The following is a 24,242-nucleotide window of genomic DNA, read 5'->3' as shown; positions in this document are numbered from 1 at the left end:
ATTGTCCTATTACACTCCCCCTAATAACTCTATATCTTGTGTGTGATCTTCTAATACATTCAGATTACTCTCATTACTACTCACTACTTGATCTTTAGGGACATATGCACTATATGCAAGATTGCTAGCATATTCCTGATCTACATTCTTATTAAGTATCTTATTATTAGTATTCTGATATTTTTTTCCAGTTATCATACGAATTACTGCATCTACTAATATCAATGTACTATTAACATCATAATTTTTAGATACAGAATTTGTACTTAAATCATCGGATAATAATCTAGGAAAACTTTCTGGAGAATGTTTGTCGCCTAATACATTATCTCTACGTACTATGTGATGTGAACTATTCTCTCCATGATGATGAGGATGTTTCTGATTATCTAAGTCTAGATCAGATGTGTTCACTGCTAGTAACAATTCCATTCTTTTTAAGAATAATTTCTCCTGATGTGTAATATTTTTACAAAATGTTAATACATCATCTTGCCAATCTTGATTTAAGATTTCTGTTAAATAATCAAAACTCCTGGCTTTATTATCACTAAACTGCTTGATTTTATTACCAAAATCTTCGATTGCGTTATTAATATTAATTGTTAGAAGTTTTTTTTGACATTCTACAGAAGATTTATTTTGGGAATTCTCTAATAAATTCTTGCACTGCATTTTAAATAGAGCAATATTTAACTTCATAGGTTGCATGATATCATTAAATTTTATAAAATTTATATAAGCTAGCATTTCATCCCGTTGGGCTAATAATTGTTCATATTCTTTTACCATTTTTAAAAATTGTGCAATTTCTATATGTTTTTCTATAGGTTCATATAATAGTTCTATAAAAGATCCGGAATTTTGTGATAACATAGCTCCTGTTAATAGTATTCTTGGTAATGATGGATTAGGAGTAAAATGCTTATAGAAGGCATCATTTAACATAGATGCCCATTCACTTGGTGTAATAGGTGGTATATTACTAAGATCTTCTGGTAACAACAAATCTTTTACTGATACCTTAAAATAAGGCGTTGTTCCATTCGATAATTGTACTACTTGATCAATTCTTACATTCAATCTTTCAGTTAACTCCTTTGATGTATTAGCCTGTACATTACTAAAATATTCTTCAACTGTATCTTTACTACCATATTTTGTTAAAACACTATAAGCAGCAGGAGTATTTAAGCTTCTTAACTCTGATGAGCTATAAACAACAGAAAAAAAGAGTGGTAGACCAGCAACATGATAGACAGATTGAACAAAATCCGTCCAATCTTGTACTTTAAGAGAATATACTCTATCCACAAATGCACCATTTGTTTGTTTCATTGCATATTTCCAAGCTAGAAAATATTGTTCTGAAGTTATCCCTATACGCTTTGTATGAAGAAGTTGTATACCACTATCTTTTGATGATTGTTGCAGATCAAAATGTGCTTTCTTCTGTTCTGATGACATTATCATAGATTGAGGTAACCCAGAATTATATAATTCTGGGTTATAAGGATATCCACTAAAATAAGACACTGGATTACCAGGTGACTGTAAACTAATATAAAAATATCCAGAAGATGCTGGGAGAGAAAAATTTGTTGCATGATCCGAGTATGTATAATACGAATAAGCATCAGCACTCTTATGATGAATATTTAAGAAATAATCATACTTATAATGATAGAATATACTTTTAAATAGACTATTTTTATTAAGGATACTGTCAGAGTCAGGCTGACATACTGAATTATCTTCATCTACAATCAGAGTTTCTTCAGTAACAAGAGGTAAAGGTACATTTATTTTCTGTAATACAGAGATTTTTTTGGATCTTTAACATTTGGATTTAACGTCCTTAACTCTTCTGCTGACATATTATGAGCTTTAGCAATAGTACCAAAGGTATCTTTTCTTTTTACTATATAAATTCCTTCAAACTCCATTTTTCCACATTCTACGAAATCAGCTCTTAGCTCTGCCCTATCTTTCCAAGCAGGCTCAGCATTTCTCATTATTTTCGCTGTTTGAACGTAATCCCCAGCAATCAAAGATTCTTTTAATGCTACAATATTGCCTTTTTGGAAAGCATGATCCATTACTCCAACTTGACGTGCTAGATTAAGCCGATCCCAACATTCCTCTCCTATTTGTTTTTTAATCTCCTTATATTTTTGTTCAATGGAGTATTCTAATAAACTTTGAGAAATTGTAGTGTCAATGGTGAAATCTAGATCATCTAACTGCTTCTTCAGATGCGATGTATCACGACCTCGAGATTTCGCATCTGCATAATTTACAATAATATCATATTGCTCAGAAGTTAAATTAATTCCTCTTTCCTTTAATTCATTTTCTGAATATGCTTGCCATCCATTTGGTACTTTATTAATTAGAGCAAAACCAATACCAATGGTTGGTACTCCATAACCATCATCATAGATTTTGAGCTTTTCGCCCCCCTCAGGTTCTGTTACAAACTCAGCAAATTTCTTATTAAATTCTTCTGTAATCATTTTAACCTCCCTTTGGTTTTTGCACTAAAAAATTTAGCATTTAATACACCTTCTTTACGCTTCAAGAAAATATTAGTTACTTCACCTTTTGGTCTAAAATTGGTTGTCCTTATTTCATACAAATAATTTTTACCTTGATACTTAAAAATACCGCTTGCCGCCTCTCCCCATAAAGGATGGGTAACAAATATTTCTTGACTATATAAACATTTATTAGGGTCAAAATGTAGGTAAGATCCTAATATACTAAAATCTTCCATTTGCCTGTTTATATCATATAATTTGCCATTCATTCTAACTTCCCTATAATCATCACAATACAGAATATATTCTTGCTTGTTATCACTAGTATTGAATAAATTAAATCGATAAATCTTCATTTTGCCATTACATCGCTTTATATCAATAGCACTTGCAAACTCATCGCCTGCATCTTCCAGGGTCTCTTCGATTTCTTCAGCTGTTCCTTCAAGAACCACGGTAGGCCACCATTTATGCATATCAATAGGTTTCTTACCTGGGCAAGCTTTGTTATATTGAGCTATTTCTGGGTCTGTAAGTGTTTTGCCTCTTGCGATTGGCTCAATATGTTCAATGCCATTTTGACTAATAAAGTCTTTTATTAGTTGTCGCTCAAACTTTTTCTCCTCTTCAGTAGCTTTCATCGGGTATTCTATTGGAGCCATTTCTTTATCTTTAAAGAAATTCTTAATCCACACACCTTTTTCCTTTTCTGTTTTAAAATCTATAGCAAAAACATTACTATTTATTAAGAGTGCTATAGAAAACATTAATATTTGTAACATTTTATTACTTATCTTCATTTAATAATCTTTACTATAACATATTTTTTTAATCCACTAATAGCTGTTTTCATTATTTTTGTGATATTGCTTATTTTTTATTCTCTAACTCAGTACATTACTGTTATCATTCTTTAAAAGGCTTATTCTTATCCCGAATTGAGGTTATGTATCATAATGCCTTATAAATTTTTGTTATTTTTACAATGGAATAAAAAATGTAGGATACTATAATAAATAACTGTCAGTAATGTACTATAATGATCAAACTATTGTAAAATCAATTATCTTTTACGATAATAAACTAATGGCAGGTCTACTTACCCTTCATTTTTCTTCCATTTTTTCCTGTTATTACTTTTACTTTATTTATCTACGTTATTAGACTTAAGGATGAGGAGGATGACCTCAATATTATCACAAATATACGTAATACTTGTCTATGGTAATATTTCTTTTGTTGAGCCATCAAAACGTTATCATTTTTTAACCTTTTTGTTTACTAATTTTTATGCATTCTTTTATTTAGGTACACAGCAACCTAGGTTCTGTTGACAAAATTTTTAACGTAACCATATTAAAGCTCCAACAAAATTTAGAAAGGCTAAAAAGGTGGCTGGGGCTTTATCAAACCTAGAAAATATACGCCTAAAATGTTTGATTTTACCAAAGAAACATTCAATTAAATGGCGTTCTTTATAAATATGTTTATCATATTCACGTTGTACTTTACGATTAGATTTTGGTGGGATAACAACCTCACACCCCTTATTTTTTAAGCTTTCTACAAACACACTACTATCATATCCTTTATCGCCTATCACCGTCGTATTCTGAACATCTTTAGTAAGATTTTCAGCCTGAGTGATATCATTTCTTTGCCCAGCAGTTAGTATAAACTTCAGTGGGTTACCCAATCATCAACGAGGGCATGAATTTTAGTACTAAAACCACCTTTGCTTCTACCTAAAGCTGCTTCCTCTTGATTACCTTTAATATATCCAGATGAGCAAGCATGTGCTCTTACAATAGTTGCATCAATCATCATTGATTCCATATCTACATCTACTTTAACATGATCCATTAAAGCTTCCCATATACCTTTGTCAACCCATCTCTTAAATCTGCGATAAACACTGTACCAACAACCATAATAATCAGGCAGAAGACGCCATTGACAACCTGTTCTAGCAATAAACCATATTGCTTCAATAAACTGTCTTATTTTTTCCTCATTCTTGTTGTGTATAGCTTTTTTTTTCTTAAAAAATGATAAAATTGCTTCCCATGCTTGGTCTTCTATGTAATACTTCATATCGGTAGTTTCTTGGTTTCGATAACTAGAAACTACCATTTCTTCTTACTATTGCAACTTCTTTATTCTACTCTGATAACTTAACATAAAATTTTGTCAACAGAACCTAGTCCTATTGAGAATATTTTGTTGTTGTAAATGTTGGTCTAGTAAATGATCAGGTAATAGTGCCATATCGGGTATTAAATATGGCTTATTGTCTATTTGTTGAACTAAATGTTGATAAAGATACCAGTTATTTTCATTAATTCCATATCTATTAAGCAAAGTCTGTAAATTATGATATAGCGAGCTAAAGGGCTGATTGACTTGTGACGCTAAATTATGCGATAACAAATTACCCATTGTCGATTTCCAACTATTATCCCACCATTCCATGAAATTTAGTTTAAAAAATGCATTGGTAAGTTTAAATATGCTCCCAGATACTGGGTATTCTCCTGCAAAACGACAATGACTATGACCAAGCAGTGAATCTACCGCCACACCAAGCAAATTAGCAAGTTCTTTTTTCTTTTCACCATTAAAGTTTCTCGTCGCCACTTGTAAGATATTCGCATAAGATTGCAGTAGTGGTATGCCATTATTCTGTAACTCACTGACAAAACTTATCATATCAGGAATTGAAGAAAGTACCACTTTGCCAAGATTTGCCATACATTTCCAAGAGCGATAAGCTCCAAGGATGCGGTCAACTGAGGGTATTTGTGGTTTAACTCCTAGCATTAGGTCTAACTGATTGATAAAACTGTTTGGATTACTAAGCACTGCCAGTTGCCCTAAAATAGTTGGGTCTTTAGTCGCTAACTCTTGTAGCTCCCTGGTAAAAGTACCTTTGATCGATTGTAGCATTAACTCAGGATTACAACCCATATTCTCCATTACCCCAATGCTTCGACCTAATATATTAAGGTTACTAACTATCGAATCAGCAATAAAAGAACGGCTTTTAATTAGAGGGCTAATGATTTTGTCAACAAAGTCATTTTGTCTGTAATTACCAAACTGCTTCTGATATGCTAACCAAGCTTCTGGCGATTTAAAATGTAATTTCCTACTAGCCGACGCCACATCAGCTAGGTTACCACCTCTAACTTGAGTAAATGCTATATTTAAATATTGGTCAGTATCTTTTAAATGAATGTTACTGGCAAGATTATTAAATATTGCCTTATAATCTATTTTATCATTTAGTTTATTAGTCTTTTGGTGATCAAGTAGTGGATAGATAAATTTCAGCCATTCATCATAACCAGCTTCTCGGATTTTAAAGCTATCGTGACTTTGGTGAGTAATATAACCTTCCAGCGGTATTATATAACCACCTGCTAGATTAGCTCTATTGATAGCAATCATTTGCCATTTATTGATTATTTGAGCGACTAACATTGCCCTTTCGCTACCAGTCGGCTTTTTATCAGGATGGCTAATATTCCATAATTCTTGTATTACGTCCTTTTCATAAGCAATATCTCCAAGCTCGTGTACCACACCAGCTTTCTCTAAATCTCTTGTAAGACCATATAACAGCTCTTTAGCAATAGTTTGTTGCCGTAAATCAGTTTGCCGTAAATATTCTTTTATCGCAGCAACCTTATTCAGATGATTTCTAATAAATCTCTCTATGGTAGCCATCTTGATTAAGTTTAAAGCATTATTTCTTTTTTTTACAAAGTGTTCTTTTTTAAAATCATCAATGAACCTATCTATTTGTTTATCTCTTTCTAACAAATCTAATCTTTCCTGTCCGACAAACTCTTTATGGATAGTTTTTAGCTCATCTACTAATTGTTGATCAACAACAGCTAGAGTTTTAAATAACTCCTCTAATTCTGAAGGGGCTGCCCCTTGCTTAACTTTACGTAAAATTTCTTCGGTTTGTTGGTAAATAACATCTTGCTGGATGGATTCTGCTTGATAAGTAACCTTTTTTTGTTCAGGTAGATTGGCTATATCAACTTCTAAGGAAGCTAGATGCTCTTGTAGATTAGGGGTGGCATTATTAGTATCAAATTTCTCATCATCGCCGTGGTAAAAAGATTTAGCTTCTTGTGGATTATCAAGATTGATATGTTTGCCTTCCTCTAGCTGCTTTCTTGCTATATATGAGTCCTCTGGCGATAAATCATAACCTTTAGTTTCCCATTGTTGACGTTGTAAATTATTGATAATTTGCTGATCTAGTTGTTTTTCTGCTGCCAAATATTCCTGAAACTCTGGATTATTAATATGTTCCTGATGTAATTGTTGTAATTTGCCTTTTTCTTCTAATAAAATATCCAAGAACCATTTCGGTATATTCAAATGCTTTGAAGAATTGGCTCCGCAAAACTGCGGGGGATTCGCGTACTCACGTACTAGTTGTACGCTCCGTTCGCTCACCCCTTGTTTTACGTTCCAATTCTCCAGATCATTCGAATATATTTGCTCAATCTTGCCATTAGTACCAAACTGGTCTTGCATATGTTGTTGTAATTCTGCTATTTTCCGCAGTTGAGCAAAATATAAAGGATATTGTTGCTCGGCTACCGTAATTAATTGTAACTTCTTTGCTTGCAACTCAGCTAAACTTAATAAAGAACTTTCAATATTGGTACTGTTACTTGTTGGTACCTGACTATCAACTTGCCCAGTTTCCACTATTTTCTCCATCGATTGAGGAGATGACTCTTTTAGTACAGTATCAATATTATCTTTTAACTGACTATCAACTATCGGATGTAAAGTCTCAACTTCCGGACGTAACTTATTGGAATACACGTATAATCTGTCTCGTAAATATTTAGCCGAATAACCAACACCGTGCAACGTTGCCCCAAATAAACCACTTTCTATAATATTAACCAAACTATCTGACAAGTCATAAGGTCTTTGTTCAGTATGTCGTTCATTATAAAGAAATGGTTCGATAGCTGCCTGACCTACCGCCCCACCGACCAAGCCCTTAGCTAAGGTTGTTGGAAGTTTGCCATATTTTACAGCAGTTGCCGCCCACATTGCAGGTTTACCAATAGGCACGAAGCTAGCCGCAATGTTAATTAGTGACAAATTACCAAATACTATCTCAGCTCCAAATTTGCCAATAGCCTCAACTAATCCGCCTTTACCTGCCGCAATAATATAGTCATTAATTTCTCGCTGTTTTTTCCTCTCTAAAATATCTTCTACTAGTTGATTGGTAAAATTAGGGTCATACTTTAAACCTGATTCACTATATTTTTGCTCAAATTCTTCCTTGGTTAATTTGTTATTATAATTTTTAAAATATTCAGCAATATCCTGTAATTCAGGATCAATAATATTTTGTGGGTTAAAAGTTTGCAGTAAGGTTAATAGGCTTGGGCTATCTGCATAAGCTTGGCTACTAACTGCCCGCCAAACATCCATTTTGCTGCTACCTAACAAATCAAAGACACTATTATAAGATATACGCTCCGGTAATAAGGTCGAATAGTAACGTTGGTGAATTGGTTTGCTATTTACCTGATAATCTAAGTAATTATTTAAGCTGTCATTATTTTTCATCATACTAATCTATTGAATATGATTCAGAGATACCTTGTAATAATCTTTGCTTTTGTCGCTCTAAAGCTTGAGGCTTGTTGAGTTCTATCAAATCAAATTTTAATATATTACCATTTTCTGTCATAACTGGCATATACTGACCGTCTTTCGTCAGGAAAGTATAATAGACACTCTTTTTGTCAGGCGTTAGTTTCCATCTGCCTTGTTGTAAAGATTCTCGTACTTTTACAGCGGCATATTGTCCTGTTGGGTCATTGATATTATCGATAATATGGCTACCACTACCCTTAGCTACAATAGTACCATAATCACAAGCGATATTACCGCTAATAATAGCAAGTTGCAGCTCTGCTAGACTACTTTCTATGTAATCAGCATTCAAATCAATAATCATACGTTGTGCTACCACCTGACGGGGTATTATTATATTCTTACTATCTAGTCGCATATAGACCTTACTAATCAATTCTTGGGTTGCTTTTTTTACTGCTTTGTCAATTGGTAAATCTTCCGTACGTTGGTAGTATTTAGCTAAATATTTTATGGCTTGCCGTGTTTGGTTAATCTCTGTCTCGTTTTGAATATCAGTTTTAGCTAAATCCTTACTCCATTGCTTTAATATATCATTTCTGTCAATTTCTTTGTTAAATTCTGTCATTTCATGATTGATAAATAATGGCTGACTTTTTAATGATAGCTCATTAACTAGTGCGATCATTTGCATAAAGGCTGACGCAGTCTTACGGTCGTAAAGTCTACTTTCAGCATAGAATTGAGTCAAACACTCTAAATCTCCCTTACCCCTTAAGATTTCGTCCATTATCTCCAAGCCATATTGTTCCCCGCCTTCTGTATCATCATCTCGCAGACTAATTATACTATCGGTGACTTGTTTAATTTGGTTAACATCTTTAGTATCAATCTTTTTTAAATACTCATCACGTTCTTTGTTCATTAAATATCTCTGATCGTAACTAGGAATGCCTTTTTGTTCTTGCAATTGTTTCCTAAGCAATAAACGTTGTAACAATGGTATGTTGTTAGGTATTTCACCGTTCTCCTCAACCAATCTAGCTGGGTCTTGTTGAGCCAATTTAAGCTGTTTGTTAAACTGCTCTAGTAAAATATGATATATTTGCTCTTTTTTGTCATAATCAACATCTCCGCTCTTTGGAGCAATTTGTTGTAATATTTCCTGACATTGGTTGAATGGTAGGTATTTTAATTGTTGCGAGACAATAAAAGCCTGCTTATACAAAGCTTCTTGGGTTCTGAATTGCAATAATCGTGGATCATCAATATTAAAGCTGGCTTGTAGTAGATTTTCAATACCATCAACACCTTTGCCAGTATTTAGGATACTGTGCAAATGGGCATTGGTAAGCGAACTAAGTTGATGTTGTCTCATTAATTGCTGATGATGTAGTAGATTATTTGCTTGCCCCTCTAGCTTAACCCGCTGTTCAAGCGACAAATCTTCTTTCCATTCAGCAACTATATTGGGATTTAATATAGCATCCGACGAATGCTTTAAAGTACCTTGTGCTGCAGCAAATGCCAAAGCTTGTTTAGCATTCATCAGCATTTGTTCTTTTTCTTGCGGCAGTAATGATAAAGAGCTAATAGCTATTATGCTATCTTGTAAATTACTACTATAAAGTTCAGGGTTATCATAAGTAGCAATCTTAAACTTTTCGATAGCTTCAATTGCTAAATGGTTACGTTTACCATCAATCAGCTTGGCTTCTGTATGGCTGATACCAATTGAAATAATTAACGCGGTATATTAATCCACTCTCTATACATAATTGATTTTACTAAAGTTACATTTTTACTAAGTTGATTCCAGGCATAGCAAGCATTAGCAACGATATCTTCGTATACACCGTAACATTGATTAGATAGGAAGTGATTTTTGATCCACTGCCAAATTTGTTCCATCGCATTTAATTCCGGTGCGTATGGCGGAAGCGGTACCAAGGTAATGTTACTTGGAATAATTAATTTTTTCGCTGCATGCCACCCGGCATTATCTGTTAATAATGCAACATGCCTACCAGAATCAATAGTCAAAGAAAATTCATCTAAGAACTTATTCATTGAATCAGTATTGGTATATGGTAAAATTAACGCAAAAGATTCGCCCGTATCATGGCAAGCAGCCCCATAGATGTATGTTGAGATAAATTGTTGTTGCCTTACTTTCCTAGGTCTGCTCCCACGTTTAGCCCATATGCGACTTAAACTACCTTGCTGCCCAATTCAAGTTTCATCCTGTGACCAAATGTCAACCTTACTCCAATCAATATCTTTTGGTAATAATACTTTTAGCATATTGGCGAAGTTTTTTTATATGTATTTTGAGTTGCTTGATTAGATTTTGGGTGTACTGAACGAGAAGTAATCCAGCTAAAACCAAGTCGATGTATAGTGTTATAAACTGTTTTTAAACTACATTTAATACCATATGTTTCAAATAACATATTATGTAATTCCTTTCCTGTTATATAACCACCTGTCTTACTTTCACTCAACATATTTATTTTATCAGACAAAAAAGATTCTTGTAAGCTATTGAATTTTCTAAACGCACCACTCCTATGCGATTCAAATAATCCATCAAAGCTAGAGTTTCTAAATCTTCTAAGCCAAGATTGTACTGTTTTCCAGTGCGATCCAACTATTATCGATACAGTTTTCAATGACTTGCCTGATTGCAGGTGATGCATTGCTAATAAGCGTATGCGATTTCTTCCGTGCGACTCGTTTTTCATTAGGCATATGAAATCATGCTCATGAAAACCTTTTGGTAATATTAATGTTCTTGCCATTTTATACCAAATCACTATCTAATTAACAAGATACTATCCAATTCCAAGCACATATAGATTTGACAATTGCAGGATTATTTTCATAATAATTACATGCTGTGATTAGTTGATTTTCTATAGCATTCATTGAATCAAAAGCTAGGTTATAAAAGAATTTTTCCCTCATATCATCCCATATATTTTCTTGTGGGTTTAATTGTGGGCTATATGGTGGCAAGTAAGCTAGTTTAATATTATTAGGTAATAATTCTTTATCGAGTTTATGTGCAGCAGCTCCATCGCATACTACTAAAAGAAAATTATCCTTATAACGCTTTGCCATTTCTTGTAGCATTAACATCATCCAATCTTGGTTCATTAAAGGCAAAATAAGGAAACAACTAGCACCGTCAAATGGACAAATTGCCCCATAAGTATAAGTATATTCACGAATAATTTGTTTCTTAAGTAAAGGCCTGATTCCAGCCGGAACCCAGCAACGCCTTAATGAATCTATACGACCAAAACGTGCCTCATCTTGGAAGAATATCTTTAATTCCTTGCCTTCAGTTGCTGCTGATACTCTTGCTTCTTTAACCATATCAGGCCACTTTTTTTAAAAGTTTCTACCGCATCCTTCTTTTGTTTAGGATGGTATGGTCTTGGTGCAATTTTACGCCACCCATGCCTATGAAGCAGCCTATAAGCTGTGTAACGTGCTATTTTACTACCAACCGTTTCCTCAAAAATCTTATGCACCTTGCTAATTTCTACTATCCCACCATTAACGGCATTCTGTTCTATCTTTTTAAGCATCTCACGTTCTTGCTCTTGAGTTAGATAACTTCTGTATCTCCCACCTTTCTTCCTGCTACATAGTGCCTTTAAGCCTTTTTTCCGACATTGACTATGGGTTCTGTGAACATGACTTTCTGATAATCCTGTAACTTTAGCAATCAATGATGTCGGCATTTTTTCACTCACTCTTAGATAGATTGATTGATAACGTCTAAATTCTTCTTTAGTCTTTGCTTCATTCATTAATTGTTTCACTTCTTCTACATTAACTTCTAATACCTTATACCCTCTAGACATCTTAATTAACACTATACTATCTTAAATAACACACTATAGCATCTATATTATTAAATAGATAGTGATTTGGTATTACTACCTGCTCAAGTTTATATTCCCATATTATAATATACCTCCTTAACTATTTCAATTGGTATTAATTGATTTTAGTAAACCCTAGACTTCAAAAGGTTTGAAGAACATTTAATCAGGTCAAAAAATGCAATAAATTCTCAAAATTAGAAATTTTTTAAAATACATAGCGTTTTGATTATACTTTTCACGTGTCAAATAGTTCGTAAACTGCTTGACATCTAGGTTTTATAAGCTAACTTAATTGGCAACTCGCGTAAAATAGCAAGAATTTCGTGGGAATACATCAGATTGCGAGGAGCTACTTTAGTAGCGACGAAGCAATCCATGAGAATTAGTATAGATACATCAAGACTATATAGATTGCTTCGTAGGCTCACGCCTTCTCGCAATGACGTTTTTATGCTGTTTAATACTTATAGAATAAAAATTGTAGGGTACTATGGCAACAACGTCCCCAACTTCTCATCAATCAACTATAGTTATAGTGACGTTTTTAGGGCTGACATATGCAACAAAGTTTTAACAAAATACTAAAAGGCTATCAAGTTTTTAGGAAAAAATATGCGGATGGTAATAAATCTGTCATGCATAGCCTATCCCGTGATGGTCAACAACCAAAGATTATGGTAGTTGCTTGTTGTGATTCACGAGTAGACCCAGCGTTAATATTACAGTGTGATCCAGGAGATTTATTTGTTGTCCGTAATGTGGCAAATATTGTTCCCCCTTATGAAAAAGATACATATCATCATGGTACGAGTGCCGCCTTAGAATTTGGAGTTTGTTTTTTAAGAGTTGAACACTTAATTATATTGGGACATAGTCAATGTGGAGGAATCCAGGAATTATTAACTAATGATGATTCACAGCACAATGATTTCATAACCAACTGGGTTTCTCTAATAAAAACACCTAATTTTAGACAACATAACGCTGATGATTATACAAAATTAGCACTTAAACAATCATATCAAAATTGTATGATGTTTCCATGGATCAATGAACAAGTAAGCAGAAAAGAACTAATTATTCATCTATGGTTTTTTGATATAAAAACAGGGCAAATTTTTACTTATTCTGATAAACAACAGACATATATACCCCTTGCTTAAGGTTATTCTACACAGAATATAGTGGTATTTTCTAATAAATATTACTTCTATGCCCTATTTTATTTATAATTACTAAATTATTTGCTAAATCCGTATCAGCTGTATCTTCCCATTTAGCCTTATAAACTAGGCTCTGCACGATATCTTTCTTTTAATTTTTGCTTCATTTCTTCAGAAGTATAAAATTTCCTATTTGGATTTTTCATTCTGGCTAAAGCATCTTCAGCATCCTCTATATCTTGTAATTGCTCTTTAATGTAGCTTTCAATTGCTTTATGAACAATATAGCTTTTTGATCTTTCCATTGATTTAGCTATCAAAAATAAAGAGATATTTAAATCATCCATCTAGTTTACCATTCCCGCGTAGACAGGAATCTAGACCCCTGCTTACGCAGGGGTGACACAAAAATGGATTGCCGCGTTGCCGCTTTTAGCGGCTCCTAGCAATCTGATGTATCCCCACGAAATTCTTGCTATTTTACGCGAGTTGCCAATTAAGTTAGCTCATAAAACCTAGATGTCAAGCAGTTTACGAACTATTTGACACGTGAAAAGTATAATCAAAACGCTATGTATTTTAAAAAATTTCTAATTTTGAGAATTTATTGCATTTTTTGACCTGATTAAATGTTCTTCAAACCTTGTGAAGTCTAGGGTTTACTAAAATCAATTAATTGGCAACTCGTGTTATTTTGCAACAATTTCGTGGGGATACATCAGCTCGCAATGACGTTGACCACATACGACTTTTAAACTACCCGGTCTAAAACTGATTCTTCTAACTTTCAACAGTTCTAATGTCACCCCTACGAAGGGTAAGGGTGACATTAGAACTTATAATATGGGAAGAAGCGGTTAGAAGTCCATACCGCCCATGCCACCCATACCACCGCCCATACCACCACGTGGCATAGCAGATTCATCCTTATCAGCTGGTTCATCAATAATAAATGCTTCGGTAGTAATAATCAAAGAAGCAACTGATGCTGCATCTTGCAAAGCAGTACGCACGACCTTAGTTGGATCGATAATACCAGCTTTAATCATGTCAACATAAGTCATATCTTGAGCATTGAAGCCAAAGTTTTTATCTTTGCTATCAGTAAGTTTCCCAACTACAATAGCTCCATCCATACCAGCATTCTCTGCAATTTGTCTTACTGGAGCTTGCAGAGCCTTCTTAACGATGTTAATACCAGCCTGTTGATCTTCATTAGCACTTTTTAGTGACTCTAAAGCTCTTGCCGCATAGAAAAGAGTAACACCGCCACCAGCAACAACGCCTTCTTCCACGGCAGCTCTAGTAGCATGCAAAGCATCTTCTACACGATCTTTTCTTTCTTTTACTTCAACTTCAGTAGCACCACCAACTTTTAAGACAGCTACGCCACCAGCAAGTTTAGCTAAACGCTCTTGTAATTTTTCTTTATCGTAATCTGAACTAGACTCATCAATTTGTACTCGAATTTGAGAACAACGAGCTGCGATATCTGCCTTACTACCAGCACCATCAATTATGACAGTATTTTCTTTGGAGATAGTAACTTTTTTAGCAGTACCTAGCATTTTGATATTAACATTTTCAAGCTTCATACCAAGATCTTCACTAATAAGCTGACCACCTGTTAAAATAGAGATATCTTCCATCATGAATTTTTTTCTATCGCCAAATCCAGGAGCTTTAACTGCAGCAACTTTTAACCCACCACGTAATTTATTCACTACCAGGGTAGCAAGTGCCTCTCCTTCTACATCTTCAGCAATTACTAATAAAGGACGTCCTGATTGCACTACGGCTTCAAGCACTGGTAACATTTGCTGTAAATTTGATAATTTCTTTTCAAATAATAAGATAAAAGGATTTTCTAATTCAGCTACCATCTTTTCGGAATTAGTAACAAAATATGGTGATAGATAACCTCTATCAAACATCATACCTTCAACTACATCTACTTCAAAACTAAAATTCTTAGCTTCTTCAACGGTAATTACCCCTTCTTTACCAACTTTTTCCATTGCTACGGCAATTTTTTCACCAATTTCTTTATCACCATTTGATGAAATAGTACCAACTTGAGCAATCTCCTCTTGGCTGCTGATTTTCTTACTAGCTTTCTTAATTTCTTCAACTATTAAATTAACGGCTGAATCTATACCACGTTTTATATCCATAGGATTCAAGCCAGCTGCTACCGATCTGTTACCTTCCCTTGCTATTGCTTGAGTTAGAACAGTTGCGGTAGTTGTTCCATCACCAGCAACATCAGATGTTTTACTTGCCACAGATTTTACTAATTGGGCTCCCAAATTTTGGGCTTTGTCTTTTAGTTCAATGGCTTTTGCCACTGTCACACCGTCTTTGGTTAATCTTGGTGCTCCGAATGACTGTTCAATTGCAACATTTCTACCTTTTGGACCTAATGTTACTTTTACGGTATCAGCTAAAATATCAATACCTCTTAGCATTTGTTCACGTGCATTTGAGCCGTGTCTTATTAATTTTGTTGCCATATTATATTCTCCTTACAAATTAAATAATTCTTATAATAATTTAGATAAATTATTAACTAATTATGCCCATGACATCACTTTCTTTCATGATTATCAGATCTAAACCATCAACTTTAACTTCAGTACCAGCCCATTTGCCATATAGTACTTTATCGCCTACTTTAACTTCTAATGAGTGGATAGTACCATTCTCCCCTCTCACTCCTTTTCCTACAGCTATTACTTCCCCTTGCATAGGCTTTTCCTTAGCTGTATCAGGGATAATAATTCCCCCGAGTGTTTTTTCTTCTTGTTGAATTGGTTTTACCGCAATTCTATCATGTAACGGTCTAAAAGACATTCTTACCTCCATAAAATTAATACTTACACATTGTGTATTCTATATATGTTTGATTTTGTAACAGTTCAAGGGATAAAAGAAAATTTTTTAATTATTAATGAGTAATTTATGTAAATAATTCACCTTACGCATAAACCCCATGACAATTTAAAAATTTCGGAAAAGTGCAAAACGCTATTAGCGAGACCACTACGTGGTCGAAGCAATCCACATTCATTAGATTGCTTCGTCGCTACTAAAGTAGCTTCTCGCAATGACGCTGATGCTAAATACTAATTGATGAGAAGTTGGTAACGTCGTCACTCGTCGCTCGCCTATTACTTATAGGCATTGCTCCATCGTTCCTAGCCCCAAATTCTCCTGAATTGACTATATATATACCTCCTAGTTTATTTTTGATAATCTAGTACTATGTCTCCCACCTTCAAATTTAGTGGTTAAAAATTTATCGACCATTTGACATGCCAATTCTTCGTTTGGTATCTTAGCTCCTAACACTATTATATTAGCATCATTATGGGCTCTTGATCTTTCTGCCATAAATAAGTCAAAACATAAAGCAGCCCTTATGTCAGATGTACGATTTGCAGCAATTGACATACCTATACCAGTTCCACAAATTAAAATTCCTAAAGGAGCTCTATTTTCTAAAATTCCATCAACAACTTTTTTAGCATAATCTGGATAATCGACTGCTTCTTGGTTATAAGTACCATAATCAAGGATAGATATATTTTTATTGTTTAAATAACTGATAATTTTATTCTTGAGTGAAAATCCGGAATGGTCACTGGCTATTAGAACGCTGTAAGTTTTCATAATTACGTAATCTTGGTGAAAAAAATACTAAAATTAATTGTACATTAAAGTTAGTTTATTGCATAATAAAATTGCAAATTTTTTGGTTAGTTATGAAAAACAATATATTTTTTATCTATTTTGTAATATTTATGATTTCTGGATGTGCTACTCAACTTCCAGCTCCTATTGAATATAATCGTGGAAAGAATTTTTCCCAAAAAGCTACAACTACAAAACCACCAACTACCACATATTCTGAAAATAACCATATATCAGAAAGTGATGAAGGCGAAATAATAGGTAGAGAGATTGACGAGAAAGAAAAAGAGTTTGATGCTCCAACTGGTTTCTTACAAGAACGCCATGCTATAAAGCCTCAAAATCAGGACGATATAATAATAGTCCCAAAAGTAAAACTAGATGATAATAAGATAATCTATCGTGAGGTTCAATCAGGAGAAACGTTAGAATCGATAGCCAATGAGTATGGTCGAACGGTTGAGCAATTAGCTGAGCTAAATAACATGTCTGCCCCATACCATCTTAGCAAATCTCAAATTATCATGATAAAAGTTAATACTGAGCTGTTAAATAAAAAAAATCAAGAAAGATCAATAAGAAAAAGCACTATAAGAGAAACGGAAAATGCGACAAAATTTATCAAACCAATTGATGGTAAAATTACTATCAAATTTGGTGAACAAACATCTAAAGGAAAAAGCAAAGGGATTAATATTGCTGCAAAAGAAGGTGCTAATGTAAAATCTATTGCCTCAGGTAAAGTAATGTTTGCAGGCAATGATACAAAGTTTGGTAATTTACTAATAGTAAAATTAGATAATAGCGACCTTTATGTTGCTTATGCTTATTTACAAGACCTAATTGTTCAAAAAGGAGCAACAGTTTCACAAGGAGAAGTAATAGGACATGTAGGGGGTACTGGAGATGCCGAATACCCTCAGCTGCATTTTGCTATTCGCCAGGGAAAGCTAGCTGTTGATCCGCTACAATATGTAAACTATTAAAATTTAGAACATAACGTAGCAAGAACCTTTAAATAGCAAGGATGCGTTGAAGCTAGGAAATTGCCTGCGATAACTATTCCATTATATCTCCCTGATTTGTTTAAATATTAACTTTTTTTCTCTAAATATGTTTATTTTATGAAGAAAATTAGCTAGAGATCGCGGCTTTGACATATCACGTTTGTAGCTTTGTTTAGTCATTGATACATAATTAGAAATTAAAGAGGGTATAACTTCATAGTAATATACTTTATATAATCCTTTCATTGTTTCCATAGTTGTTAAATATCCCCATTTCATAACCTGTTGAGGTACTCTGGCTAGAGCTTCGATACAGGCAATTGTTTCTTCGACTTCAGGGTCGCTACTCTTATAAACATCTGCGACTGGTGCCAAATTAAACTTCATATCTTCGATCATAGCTCTAATCATCAGCCCCATATATTGTTCTTTTGCGAACCTCTTAATAAAAAGTAATTTTCTCCTATAAACAGAAAATAAAAATTTCTGTTTATAAATCAATGCAAGTAATCTTGCCCAATAAACCCTTATGCCATGAACCTTGTTCTTATTATAAAATTCTACCTTCTCTTCATAATTAATCATTTGCCTCATCCCCATCGAGAGAAGATTGGCTAATAATTTATTACAATTAATAATATCATCCTGCCTCGCCTGTTTTACATGAGGCGTTGCTTTTGTTCCAGAGAAATTTTCTGAATGACGACTTATTTGACGACCACTCGCATCTCTTTTAATATCGGCAAAATGCCCAAGCTCTTGTCCAGCTATAATTTGTAACCTAGCAACTGCTGCCCATCCATCACCATAAGTTGGATGAATTTCATCATTTTCAGCAAATGGATTGCCACCACAGGACACAAAGACTGCAACATTCTTGCCGTCAGTACTTTGCATACCACTATTGGAGCCAGAACGTTGCCAATCAACTATATCCATCATATCGCCAATATTATGGGAGTAAGTAATAAATACTTGAACCTGATCATGCAGTAACCACCTAATAACTATAGGATGGGCTGACTGAACAAAAATCCTTGTTAATCTTTCAGTAACTAATGGGTTAACTGGTTGTAATTTTTGAATTTGTTTTTTCAAATCTGTATAAATCAATGCCAATTTTTTATCGGATATAGAAGATTTATATAAAGACCTAAATAACTGATTAGTTTGTTCAATTAAATCTGGGTCTGTTATTTCTTCCTTACTTACCATCAAACTAATATTGAATTTGGGATCAGAAAATCTTGCAAAATTACAACTATTATCGGTATCTATCCTAAGTTTACCCGATTTAATTAATTGCTGAGCTAATTGTTCATATTCTATCTGCATATCTTCAGGATAGATAGCAGGAACCTTATCGAGTATATGATAAATTGAACTCATAATAGTACACTTAATATTTTCATTTTCTATCTAGAATCTCAAAAAATTTATCCTTAATAACTTCATCAAATTGCTCTAATGTTATATCAACACCAAGTTTCTTTAACGAGGTTACCGGCACATCCCTTAATCCACAAGCAATAATTCCGGAGAACATATCAAGATTTGTTGAAATATTTACAGCAATACCATGATATGCAATCCATTTTCTAACCCTAACGCCTATTGAGGCAATCTTTGCCGGTACACCGTTTTCTTTTACCCATATTCCTACCATACCATTAATAGTAAAAGCTTTGATTCCAAAATATAACAGGCTATTTATAATCCATTCTTCCAATAATTTAATATATAGCTTTAAATCTTTTTGTCTCCATTCTGATGCTAAATCAACAATAGGATATATAACTCTTTGTCCGCTACCGTGGTAAGTAAACTTCCCCCCCCTATTAGTATAAATTACTGGTATATCTCCAGGGTCTAGCAATTCATTGGCCTTAAAACTAGTACCTGCGGTATAGATATCCTTATACTCAACTAAATAAACAACCTCTTTCGAGGATTTATTAATTAAACTAGCAACCTTATCTTCCATTAATTTTACCGTATCTTCATATTCTGAAAGACCTGATAAGGTAACAAATTGCACCATAATTAGTAAGATATTTTATATTTAAGGAATATTATAATACACAAATAGGCTACCACTAAGAAGTAAAATAGAAAAAAATGAAAAATTTTAAAAAATATTTTGTATTGAAAGATTTTGGCGGGAGCAAGTATAAACAATTCAGGAGAATTGTTTATATAGGATTATTTTTAAAACCCAAAGAAGTAAGCATATGCATAGTCTCCAATAGTGGTAATCCCATAATATTGGAGTATGATCCGTATATGCTAGGAATAAAAGCTTCAGCATAGCCGTGAATCATGCAACCACCTGCTTTATTGATTCCTTCATCTAGGCTACAGTAAAATTCTATCTCTTGATGACTCAGTTTTTTAAACTTGACTATAGTTTGCACTATTTTTTGTCGTGTTAAGAGTTGTTCGGAAGTTTTTTTTATTATACAGACCCCTGTATAAACCCTATGACGTCTTCCAGATAAAATATTAAGACAATATCTAACATCTTCACTTGTTAAAGCTTTGGGTAATATTTTTCTGCCACGAGCTACAACAGTATCAGCTGCTATAATTATAGCTTCACCAGTTATTTGTTGGGCAACAACTTTTGCCTTTTCCTGTGCCAATCTTATCGCTAATTGATTTGGTAATTCTCGCAAATATTCTGTTTCATTGATATTAGCAGGAATAATTTGGGTGGGAAATATTTTGATTCTTTTTAGCAATTCAAGCCTTGCCGGTGATTGTGATGCTAGAATTACATCTATATTATGTTGTTTTAAAGAAGTATCTTCTACATTTGACATAAATATGAAAAATCTTAATGACGATGGATAACACGACCTTTTGTTAAGTCGTAAGGAGTCATTTCCACTGTTATCTTATCCCCAACAAGTATCCTAATACGATTTTTACGCATCCTACCAGAAGTATGGGCGATAATAAAATGACCATTTTCTAGCTTCACTCTAAAAGTTGCATTAGGTAAAAGCTCAAGGACAACCCCTTCAAAATTAATTAGCTCTTCTTTGGTCATTACAACTTAAATTAAATTATATTTAAAATGGCTCCCCGGGCCGGACTCGAACCAGCGACCGAACGGTTAACAGCCGTTTGCTCTACCACTGAGCTACCGAGGAACATTTACCTTACCCTTATAACAAATCTTTTGTCTAGGGTCTAGTGTTTTCTTGTTTTTTCTCTAAAAAAAAATTATATTTCCTGCATAAGTCTATTAAAAACTACTATAGTCAATTTAGGAGAATTTGGGGCTAGGAGCGATGGAGCGACGCCTATAAGTAATAGGCGAGCGACGAGTGACAACGTCCCCAATTTCTCATCAATTGACTATACTATGCTGGTGTATTTGAGCATTCATTACCAATCCAAAGCCAATAAGCATTGATACCATCATTGTACCACCATAAGATATAAATGGTAAAGGTACGCCCACTACTGGTAATAATCCCATCACCATAGCTATATTTATAAATACATGACTAAATAGGATCGATGTTATGCCTATTACCATCAATTTACTAAATGTTGTTCGACAATTAGTAGCAATCATCAATGAAATTACTATAATTGCCGAATAAAGAATTAATAGAAACAAACTACCAACAAAACCAAATTCTTCAGCAAAAGTAGCAAAGATAAAATCGGTCTGATGCTCTGGTAAAAAATTTAGATGGCTTTGACTACCTTTGGTAAGCCCTTTACCCCATAACCCACCAGAGCCAATAGCGATTTTTGATTGGATAATATTATAGCCAGCTCCAAGCGGATCTTTCTCAGGATCCAAAAAAACCATGACTCTTTTTCTTTGATAATCATGCATCACTTGCCAAATAACCGGTACGCAAGTAACAACTATAATACCAATTATCATAAAATTTCTTACTCTAAAACCAACAGCAAAGAAAATAACACTAGCAATAATGATAGTAATCACTCCAGTACCTAAATCCGGCTCTTTTATTATCAGTAAAACTGGTACTATCACAGCTATTATAGGCAATAAAATCTTATGAAATCTGGTAAAATCTTCAGTTTTTAATTGATGAAAATACCTAGCTAACATTAACACTATTGCTAGTTTTGTCGGTTCAGAAGGCTGCAAGCGGACAACTCCTAAATCTATCCAACGTTTTGCTCCCATAGCAATAGAGCCAAAAAGCTCAACACTAACTAATAAGATAATAACTGCAATATAAAATATATATGAAAACTTAAATATATATTTTATGTCAATAATCGTAATAATTATCACAATTGGTATAAACAGAAAAAAAATCATCATCTGCTTATATGCCCAAGGTTGAATATTACTATCCGAAGCGGAATATAGTACAACAAAACCAATACTACAAATTATGCTAATAAGAATAATTAAAGTAATCGGTAGTTTTTTTAGTTTTTCAAAATAATTTCCTTGAATTGACATTTTAGGTAGATATCCATAAAAATTAACTATAAAACAATAATAAATATTATATAATTATGCTCTTTAGAGCTAACCCAATAATATTACTCAGTCATTGCGGGAAGCTACTTTAGTGGCAACGAAGCAATTGTTCATATGACAAACTTCATGGATTGCCACGCTCACGTACGTTCGCTCGCAATGACGGAAGTATTTTTACCCAACGTCATTGCGAGAAGCTACTTTAGTAGCGACGAAGCAATCCCAAAAAATAATTAGAAATTGCTTTGCTACCTTGCAATGACGGTGTAATGTTAGTCGGATTAGCTACAAAGTTTAACACAACGATAAAGAACATGAAATTATTATTACATAACACACTAACTCGCAATAAAGAGGTTTTTGTACCGCTAGATAATAATCTAGTGAAAATGTATGTTTGCGGTCCAACTGTCTACGATCACCCCCATATTGGTAACGCTAGGTCCGTAGTAGTATACGATATTTTATATCGCTCACTAAGTAAAATATTTGGTAAAAATCATATAAAATATGTCCGTAATATTACCGACATTGATGACAAAATAATAAATAGAGCCAGAGAACTCAAAATAACTATTGCTGACTTAACAGCCAAAATTACAGAAGAATTTCATTGTAATATGCAATATCTAGGTTGCAAAACACCAAATATCGAACCAAAAGCTACTATGCATATTGATGATATGGTGATGATTATTCAAAAATTACTTGACCTAAAGCATGCTTATATGGCAGATAACCATGTTTATTTTGATATTTCTACCTCTCCAGATTATACAAAATTATCAAATCGTAATCTTAATGAAATGCTAGAAGGAGTACGTATTGAAAATAATCTATCAAAAAAGCACCCCCATGATTTTGTCTTATGGAAACCAGCCAATAAAGATGAAGAAATATTGGCAAATTTTGATAGTCCTTGGGGAAGAGGTAGACCAGGATGGCATATAGAATGTTCAGCGATGAGCTATAAATATCTAGGAGAAAATTTTGATATTCACGGTGGTGGAGCAGATTTAATTTTTCCTCATCATACTAATGAAATAGCACAAAGTACATGTGCTTTCCCGAACTCTTACTTCGCTAAATATTGGGTGCATAATGGATTCTTAACCTGTAATGGTGAAAAAATGAGTAAGTCGCTCAATAATTTTATTACGGTAAAAGATTTGATAGATAAGAAAATCCCAGGTGACGTGATTAGGTTATTGCTAATGAGCAGCCATTACCGCAAACCATTAGATTACAACGATAAGGCTTTAGAAGATGCTAAAAAAACAATAAATTATTGGTATAGAGCGATAGAAAATTTAGATATTAACAAGCTTGATGTTCAGAATGTTCCAGAAGAATTTTGCTCAAGCTTATTTGATGATCTGAACACCCCTCTTGCCATAAAAATAATCAACGATTATGCCAAATTGGTTTTTGCCAGTACCACAGAAGAAGATAAATACCAATATGCGTCTTACTTACTTTCTTGCAGCAATTTTATCGGTCTAATGACCAAGCCAGCTAGCGTGTGGTTCGATTATGCAATAAATGATCAACAGGGCGATCAATTAATTATGCAGCTTATTGCCCAAAGACAACAAGCAAAATTACAAAAAGATTGGCTATTAGCCGATCAAATTCGCCAAGATTTATTGCAAGATGGCATTATTCTAGAAGATAAACCAGATGGATCAACTATTTGGAGAAAAACTTGATTATCAAGAATAAGACGTTTATTAGCGAGTATAGTCAATTCAGGGGAATTTGGGGCTAGGAGCGATGCCTATAAGTAATAGGCAAGCGACGACGTCACC

General features: G+C 33.8%; 22 protein-coding genes and 1 tRNA gene. 3 read left to right on the top strand and 20 right to left on the bottom strand.

The annotated features are described in order from the left end of the window. Window positions 1-9: 9 nt before the first annotated feature. From ACQH1V_RS05415 to ACQH1V_RS05370, 10 genes are all read right to left on the bottom strand, one after another. Window positions 10-1,536: a hypothetical protein gene (locus ACQH1V_RS05415; RefSeq protein WP_425360105.1), complete on the bottom strand. Its 1,527-nt coding sequence runs from the start codon at window positions 1,534-1,536 to the stop codon at window positions 10-12. 266 nt (window positions 1,537-1,802) lie between these two features. Next, window positions 1,803-2,516: a LysM peptidoglycan-binding domain-containing protein gene (locus tag ACQH1V_RS05410; RefSeq protein ID WP_425360104.1), complete on the bottom strand. Its 714-nt coding sequence runs from the start codon at window positions 2,514-2,516 to the stop codon at window positions 1,803-1,805. After that, window positions 2,513-3,340, bottom strand: a complete 828-nt coding sequence (locus tag ACQH1V_RS05405; protein ID WP_375329873.1) for a hypothetical protein — start codon at window positions 3,338-3,340, stop codon at window positions 2,513-2,515. Before ACQH1V_RS05405 ends, ACQH1V_RS05410 begins: the two co-directional genes overlap by 4 nt. 542 nt (window positions 3,341-3,882) lie before the next feature. Further along, a protein-coding gene (locus ACQH1V_RS05400) for an IS5 family transposase (protein ID WP_425360889.1) occupies window positions 3,883-4,634 on the bottom strand; the annotation gives its coding sequence in 2 pieces (ribosomal slippage) (window positions 3,883-4,238 and window positions 4,238-4,634; 753 coding nt in all). A 96-nt stretch (window positions 4,635-4,730) separates the two neighbouring features. Next, window positions 4,731-8,162, bottom strand: coding sequence for a hypothetical protein (locus ACQH1V_RS05395; RefSeq protein WP_425360103.1), 3,432 nt, complete (start codon window positions 8,160-8,162; stop codon window positions 4,731-4,733). A gap of 1 nt (window position 8,163) precedes the next feature. Next, the gene (locus ACQH1V_RS05390; protein ID WP_425360102.1) at window positions 8,164-9,738 is read right to left on the bottom strand and encodes a hypothetical protein; all 1,575 of its coding nucleotides are present in this window, start codon (window positions 9,736-9,738) and stop codon (window positions 8,164-8,166) included. A gap of 194 nt (window positions 9,739-9,932) precedes the next feature. Continuing rightward, window positions 9,933-10,394, bottom strand: a complete 462-nt coding sequence (locus ACQH1V_RS05385; protein ID WP_425360888.1) for an IS630 family transposase — start codon at window positions 10,392-10,394, stop codon at window positions 9,933-9,935. 92 nt (window positions 10,395-10,486) lie between these two features. Next, window positions 10,487-10,990 carry a helix-turn-helix domain-containing protein gene (locus tag ACQH1V_RS05380; RefSeq protein ID WP_341748510.1) on the bottom strand — a complete coding sequence of 168 codons (504 nt, stop codon included), beginning with the start codon at window positions 10,988-10,990 and terminating at the stop codon, window positions 10,487-10,489. A gap of 22 nt (window positions 10,991-11,012) precedes the next feature. Next, on the bottom strand, window positions 11,013-11,570 hold the full coding sequence (locus ACQH1V_RS05375; protein WP_425360101.1) for an IS630 family transposase: 558 nt from the start codon (window positions 11,568-11,570) through the stop codon (window positions 11,013-11,015). Then, a complete protein-coding gene (locus ACQH1V_RS05370; RefSeq protein WP_425360100.1) occupies window positions 11,522-12,064 on the bottom strand; it encodes a helix-turn-helix domain-containing protein in 543 nt (180 codons plus the stop codon). The genes ACQH1V_RS05375 and ACQH1V_RS05370 overlap by 49 nt, the downstream gene beginning before the upstream one ends. A gap of 581 nt (window positions 12,065-12,645) precedes the next feature. Here ACQH1V_RS05370 and ACQH1V_RS05365 point away from each other — a divergent pair. Beyond that, complete coding sequence (locus ACQH1V_RS05365; protein ID WP_094649796.1) at window positions 12,646-13,251, top strand: carbonic anhydrase; 606 nt, start codon at window positions 12,646-12,648, stop codon at window positions 13,249-13,251. Between the two features lie 119 nt (window positions 13,252-13,370). Here the strand turns inward: ACQH1V_RS05365 and ACQH1V_RS05360 are convergent, their stop codons facing one another. The 4 genes from ACQH1V_RS05360 to rpiB form a co-directional block, all read right to left on the bottom strand. Beyond that, window positions 13,371-13,556, bottom strand: a complete 186-nt coding sequence (locus ACQH1V_RS05360) for a hypothetical protein (RefSeq protein WP_133062940.1) — start codon at window positions 13,554-13,556, stop codon at window positions 13,371-13,373. 552 nt (window positions 13,557-14,108) lie between these two features. Then, window positions 14,109-15,764 carry a chaperonin GroEL gene (gene groL, locus ACQH1V_RS05355; RefSeq protein WP_425360099.1) on the bottom strand — a complete coding sequence of 552 codons (1,656 nt, stop codon included), beginning with the start codon at window positions 15,762-15,764 and terminating at the stop codon, window positions 14,109-14,111. A gap of 52 nt (window positions 15,765-15,816) precedes the next feature. Beyond that, on the bottom strand, window positions 15,817-16,104 hold the full coding sequence (locus ACQH1V_RS05350; protein ID WP_341748667.1) for a co-chaperone GroES: 288 nt from the start codon (window positions 16,102-16,104) through the stop codon (window positions 15,817-15,819). Between the two features lie 384 nt (window positions 16,105-16,488). Further along, a complete protein-coding gene (rpiB, locus tag ACQH1V_RS05345; protein ID WP_425360098.1) occupies window positions 16,489-16,923 on the bottom strand; it encodes a ribose 5-phosphate isomerase B in 435 nt (144 codons plus the stop codon). A 92-nt stretch (window positions 16,924-17,015) separates the two neighbouring features. Here rpiB and ACQH1V_RS05340 point away from each other — a divergent pair, with 92 nt between their 5' ends. Then, window positions 17,016-17,930, top strand: coding sequence for a peptidoglycan DD-metalloendopeptidase family protein (locus ACQH1V_RS05340; protein ID WP_425360097.1), 915 nt, complete (start codon window positions 17,016-17,018; stop codon window positions 17,928-17,930). Window positions 17,931-18,011: 81 nt separating this feature from the next. Here ACQH1V_RS05340 and ACQH1V_RS05335 read toward each other — a convergent pair whose 3' ends face one another. The 6 genes from ACQH1V_RS05335 to rodA all read right to left on the bottom strand — a co-directional run bounded on the left by ACQH1V_RS05335 (window position 18,012) and on the right by rodA (window position 22,407). Then, the gene (locus tag ACQH1V_RS05335; protein ID WP_425360096.1) at window positions 18,012-19,340 is read right to left on the bottom strand and encodes a DUF2748 family protein; all 1,329 of its coding nucleotides are present in this window, start codon (window positions 19,338-19,340) and stop codon (window positions 18,012-18,014) included. Window positions 19,341-19,359: 19 nt separating this feature from the next. Continuing rightward, a complete protein-coding gene (lipB, locus tag ACQH1V_RS05330; RefSeq protein ID WP_094649446.1) occupies window positions 19,360-19,992 on the bottom strand; it encodes a lipoyl(octanoyl) transferase LipB in 633 nt (210 codons plus the stop codon). Between the two features lie 151 nt (window positions 19,993-20,143). Further along, a complete protein-coding gene (locus ACQH1V_RS05325) occupies window positions 20,144-20,773 on the bottom strand; it encodes a Maf family protein (RefSeq protein ID WP_425360095.1) in 630 nt (209 codons plus the stop codon). A gap of 14 nt (window positions 20,774-20,787) precedes the next feature. Then, a complete protein-coding gene (gene infA, locus ACQH1V_RS05320) occupies window positions 20,788-21,003 on the bottom strand; it encodes a translation initiation factor IF-1 (protein ID WP_094649298.1) in 216 nt (71 codons plus the stop codon). 28 nt (window positions 21,004-21,031) lie between these two features. Then, a tRNA-Asn gene (locus tag ACQH1V_RS05315) sits at window positions 21,032-21,106 on the bottom strand. Between the two features lie 200 nt (window positions 21,107-21,306). Next, window positions 21,307-22,407 carry a rod shape-determining protein RodA gene (gene rodA, locus ACQH1V_RS05310; RefSeq protein WP_341759865.1) on the bottom strand — a complete coding sequence of 367 codons (1,101 nt, stop codon included), beginning with the start codon at window positions 22,405-22,407 and terminating at the stop codon, window positions 21,307-21,309. Window positions 22,408-22,748: 341 nt separating this feature from the next. Here rodA and cysS point away from each other — a divergent pair, with 341 nt between their 5' ends. Next, window positions 22,749-24,143, top strand: a complete 1,395-nt coding sequence (gene cysS / locus ACQH1V_RS05305; RefSeq protein WP_425360887.1) for a cysteine--tRNA ligase — start codon at window positions 22,749-22,751, stop codon at window positions 24,141-24,143. Window positions 24,144-24,242 lie beyond the last annotated feature (99 nt).

Origin of the sequence: Candidatus Tisiphia endosymbiont of Ceraclea dissimilis (assembly GCF_964030735.1) — a bacterium.
Lineage (GTDB): Bacteria > Pseudomonadota > Alphaproteobacteria > Rickettsiales > Rickettsiaceae > Tisiphia.
This window is presented reverse-complemented; position numbering and strand designations above follow the sequence as displayed.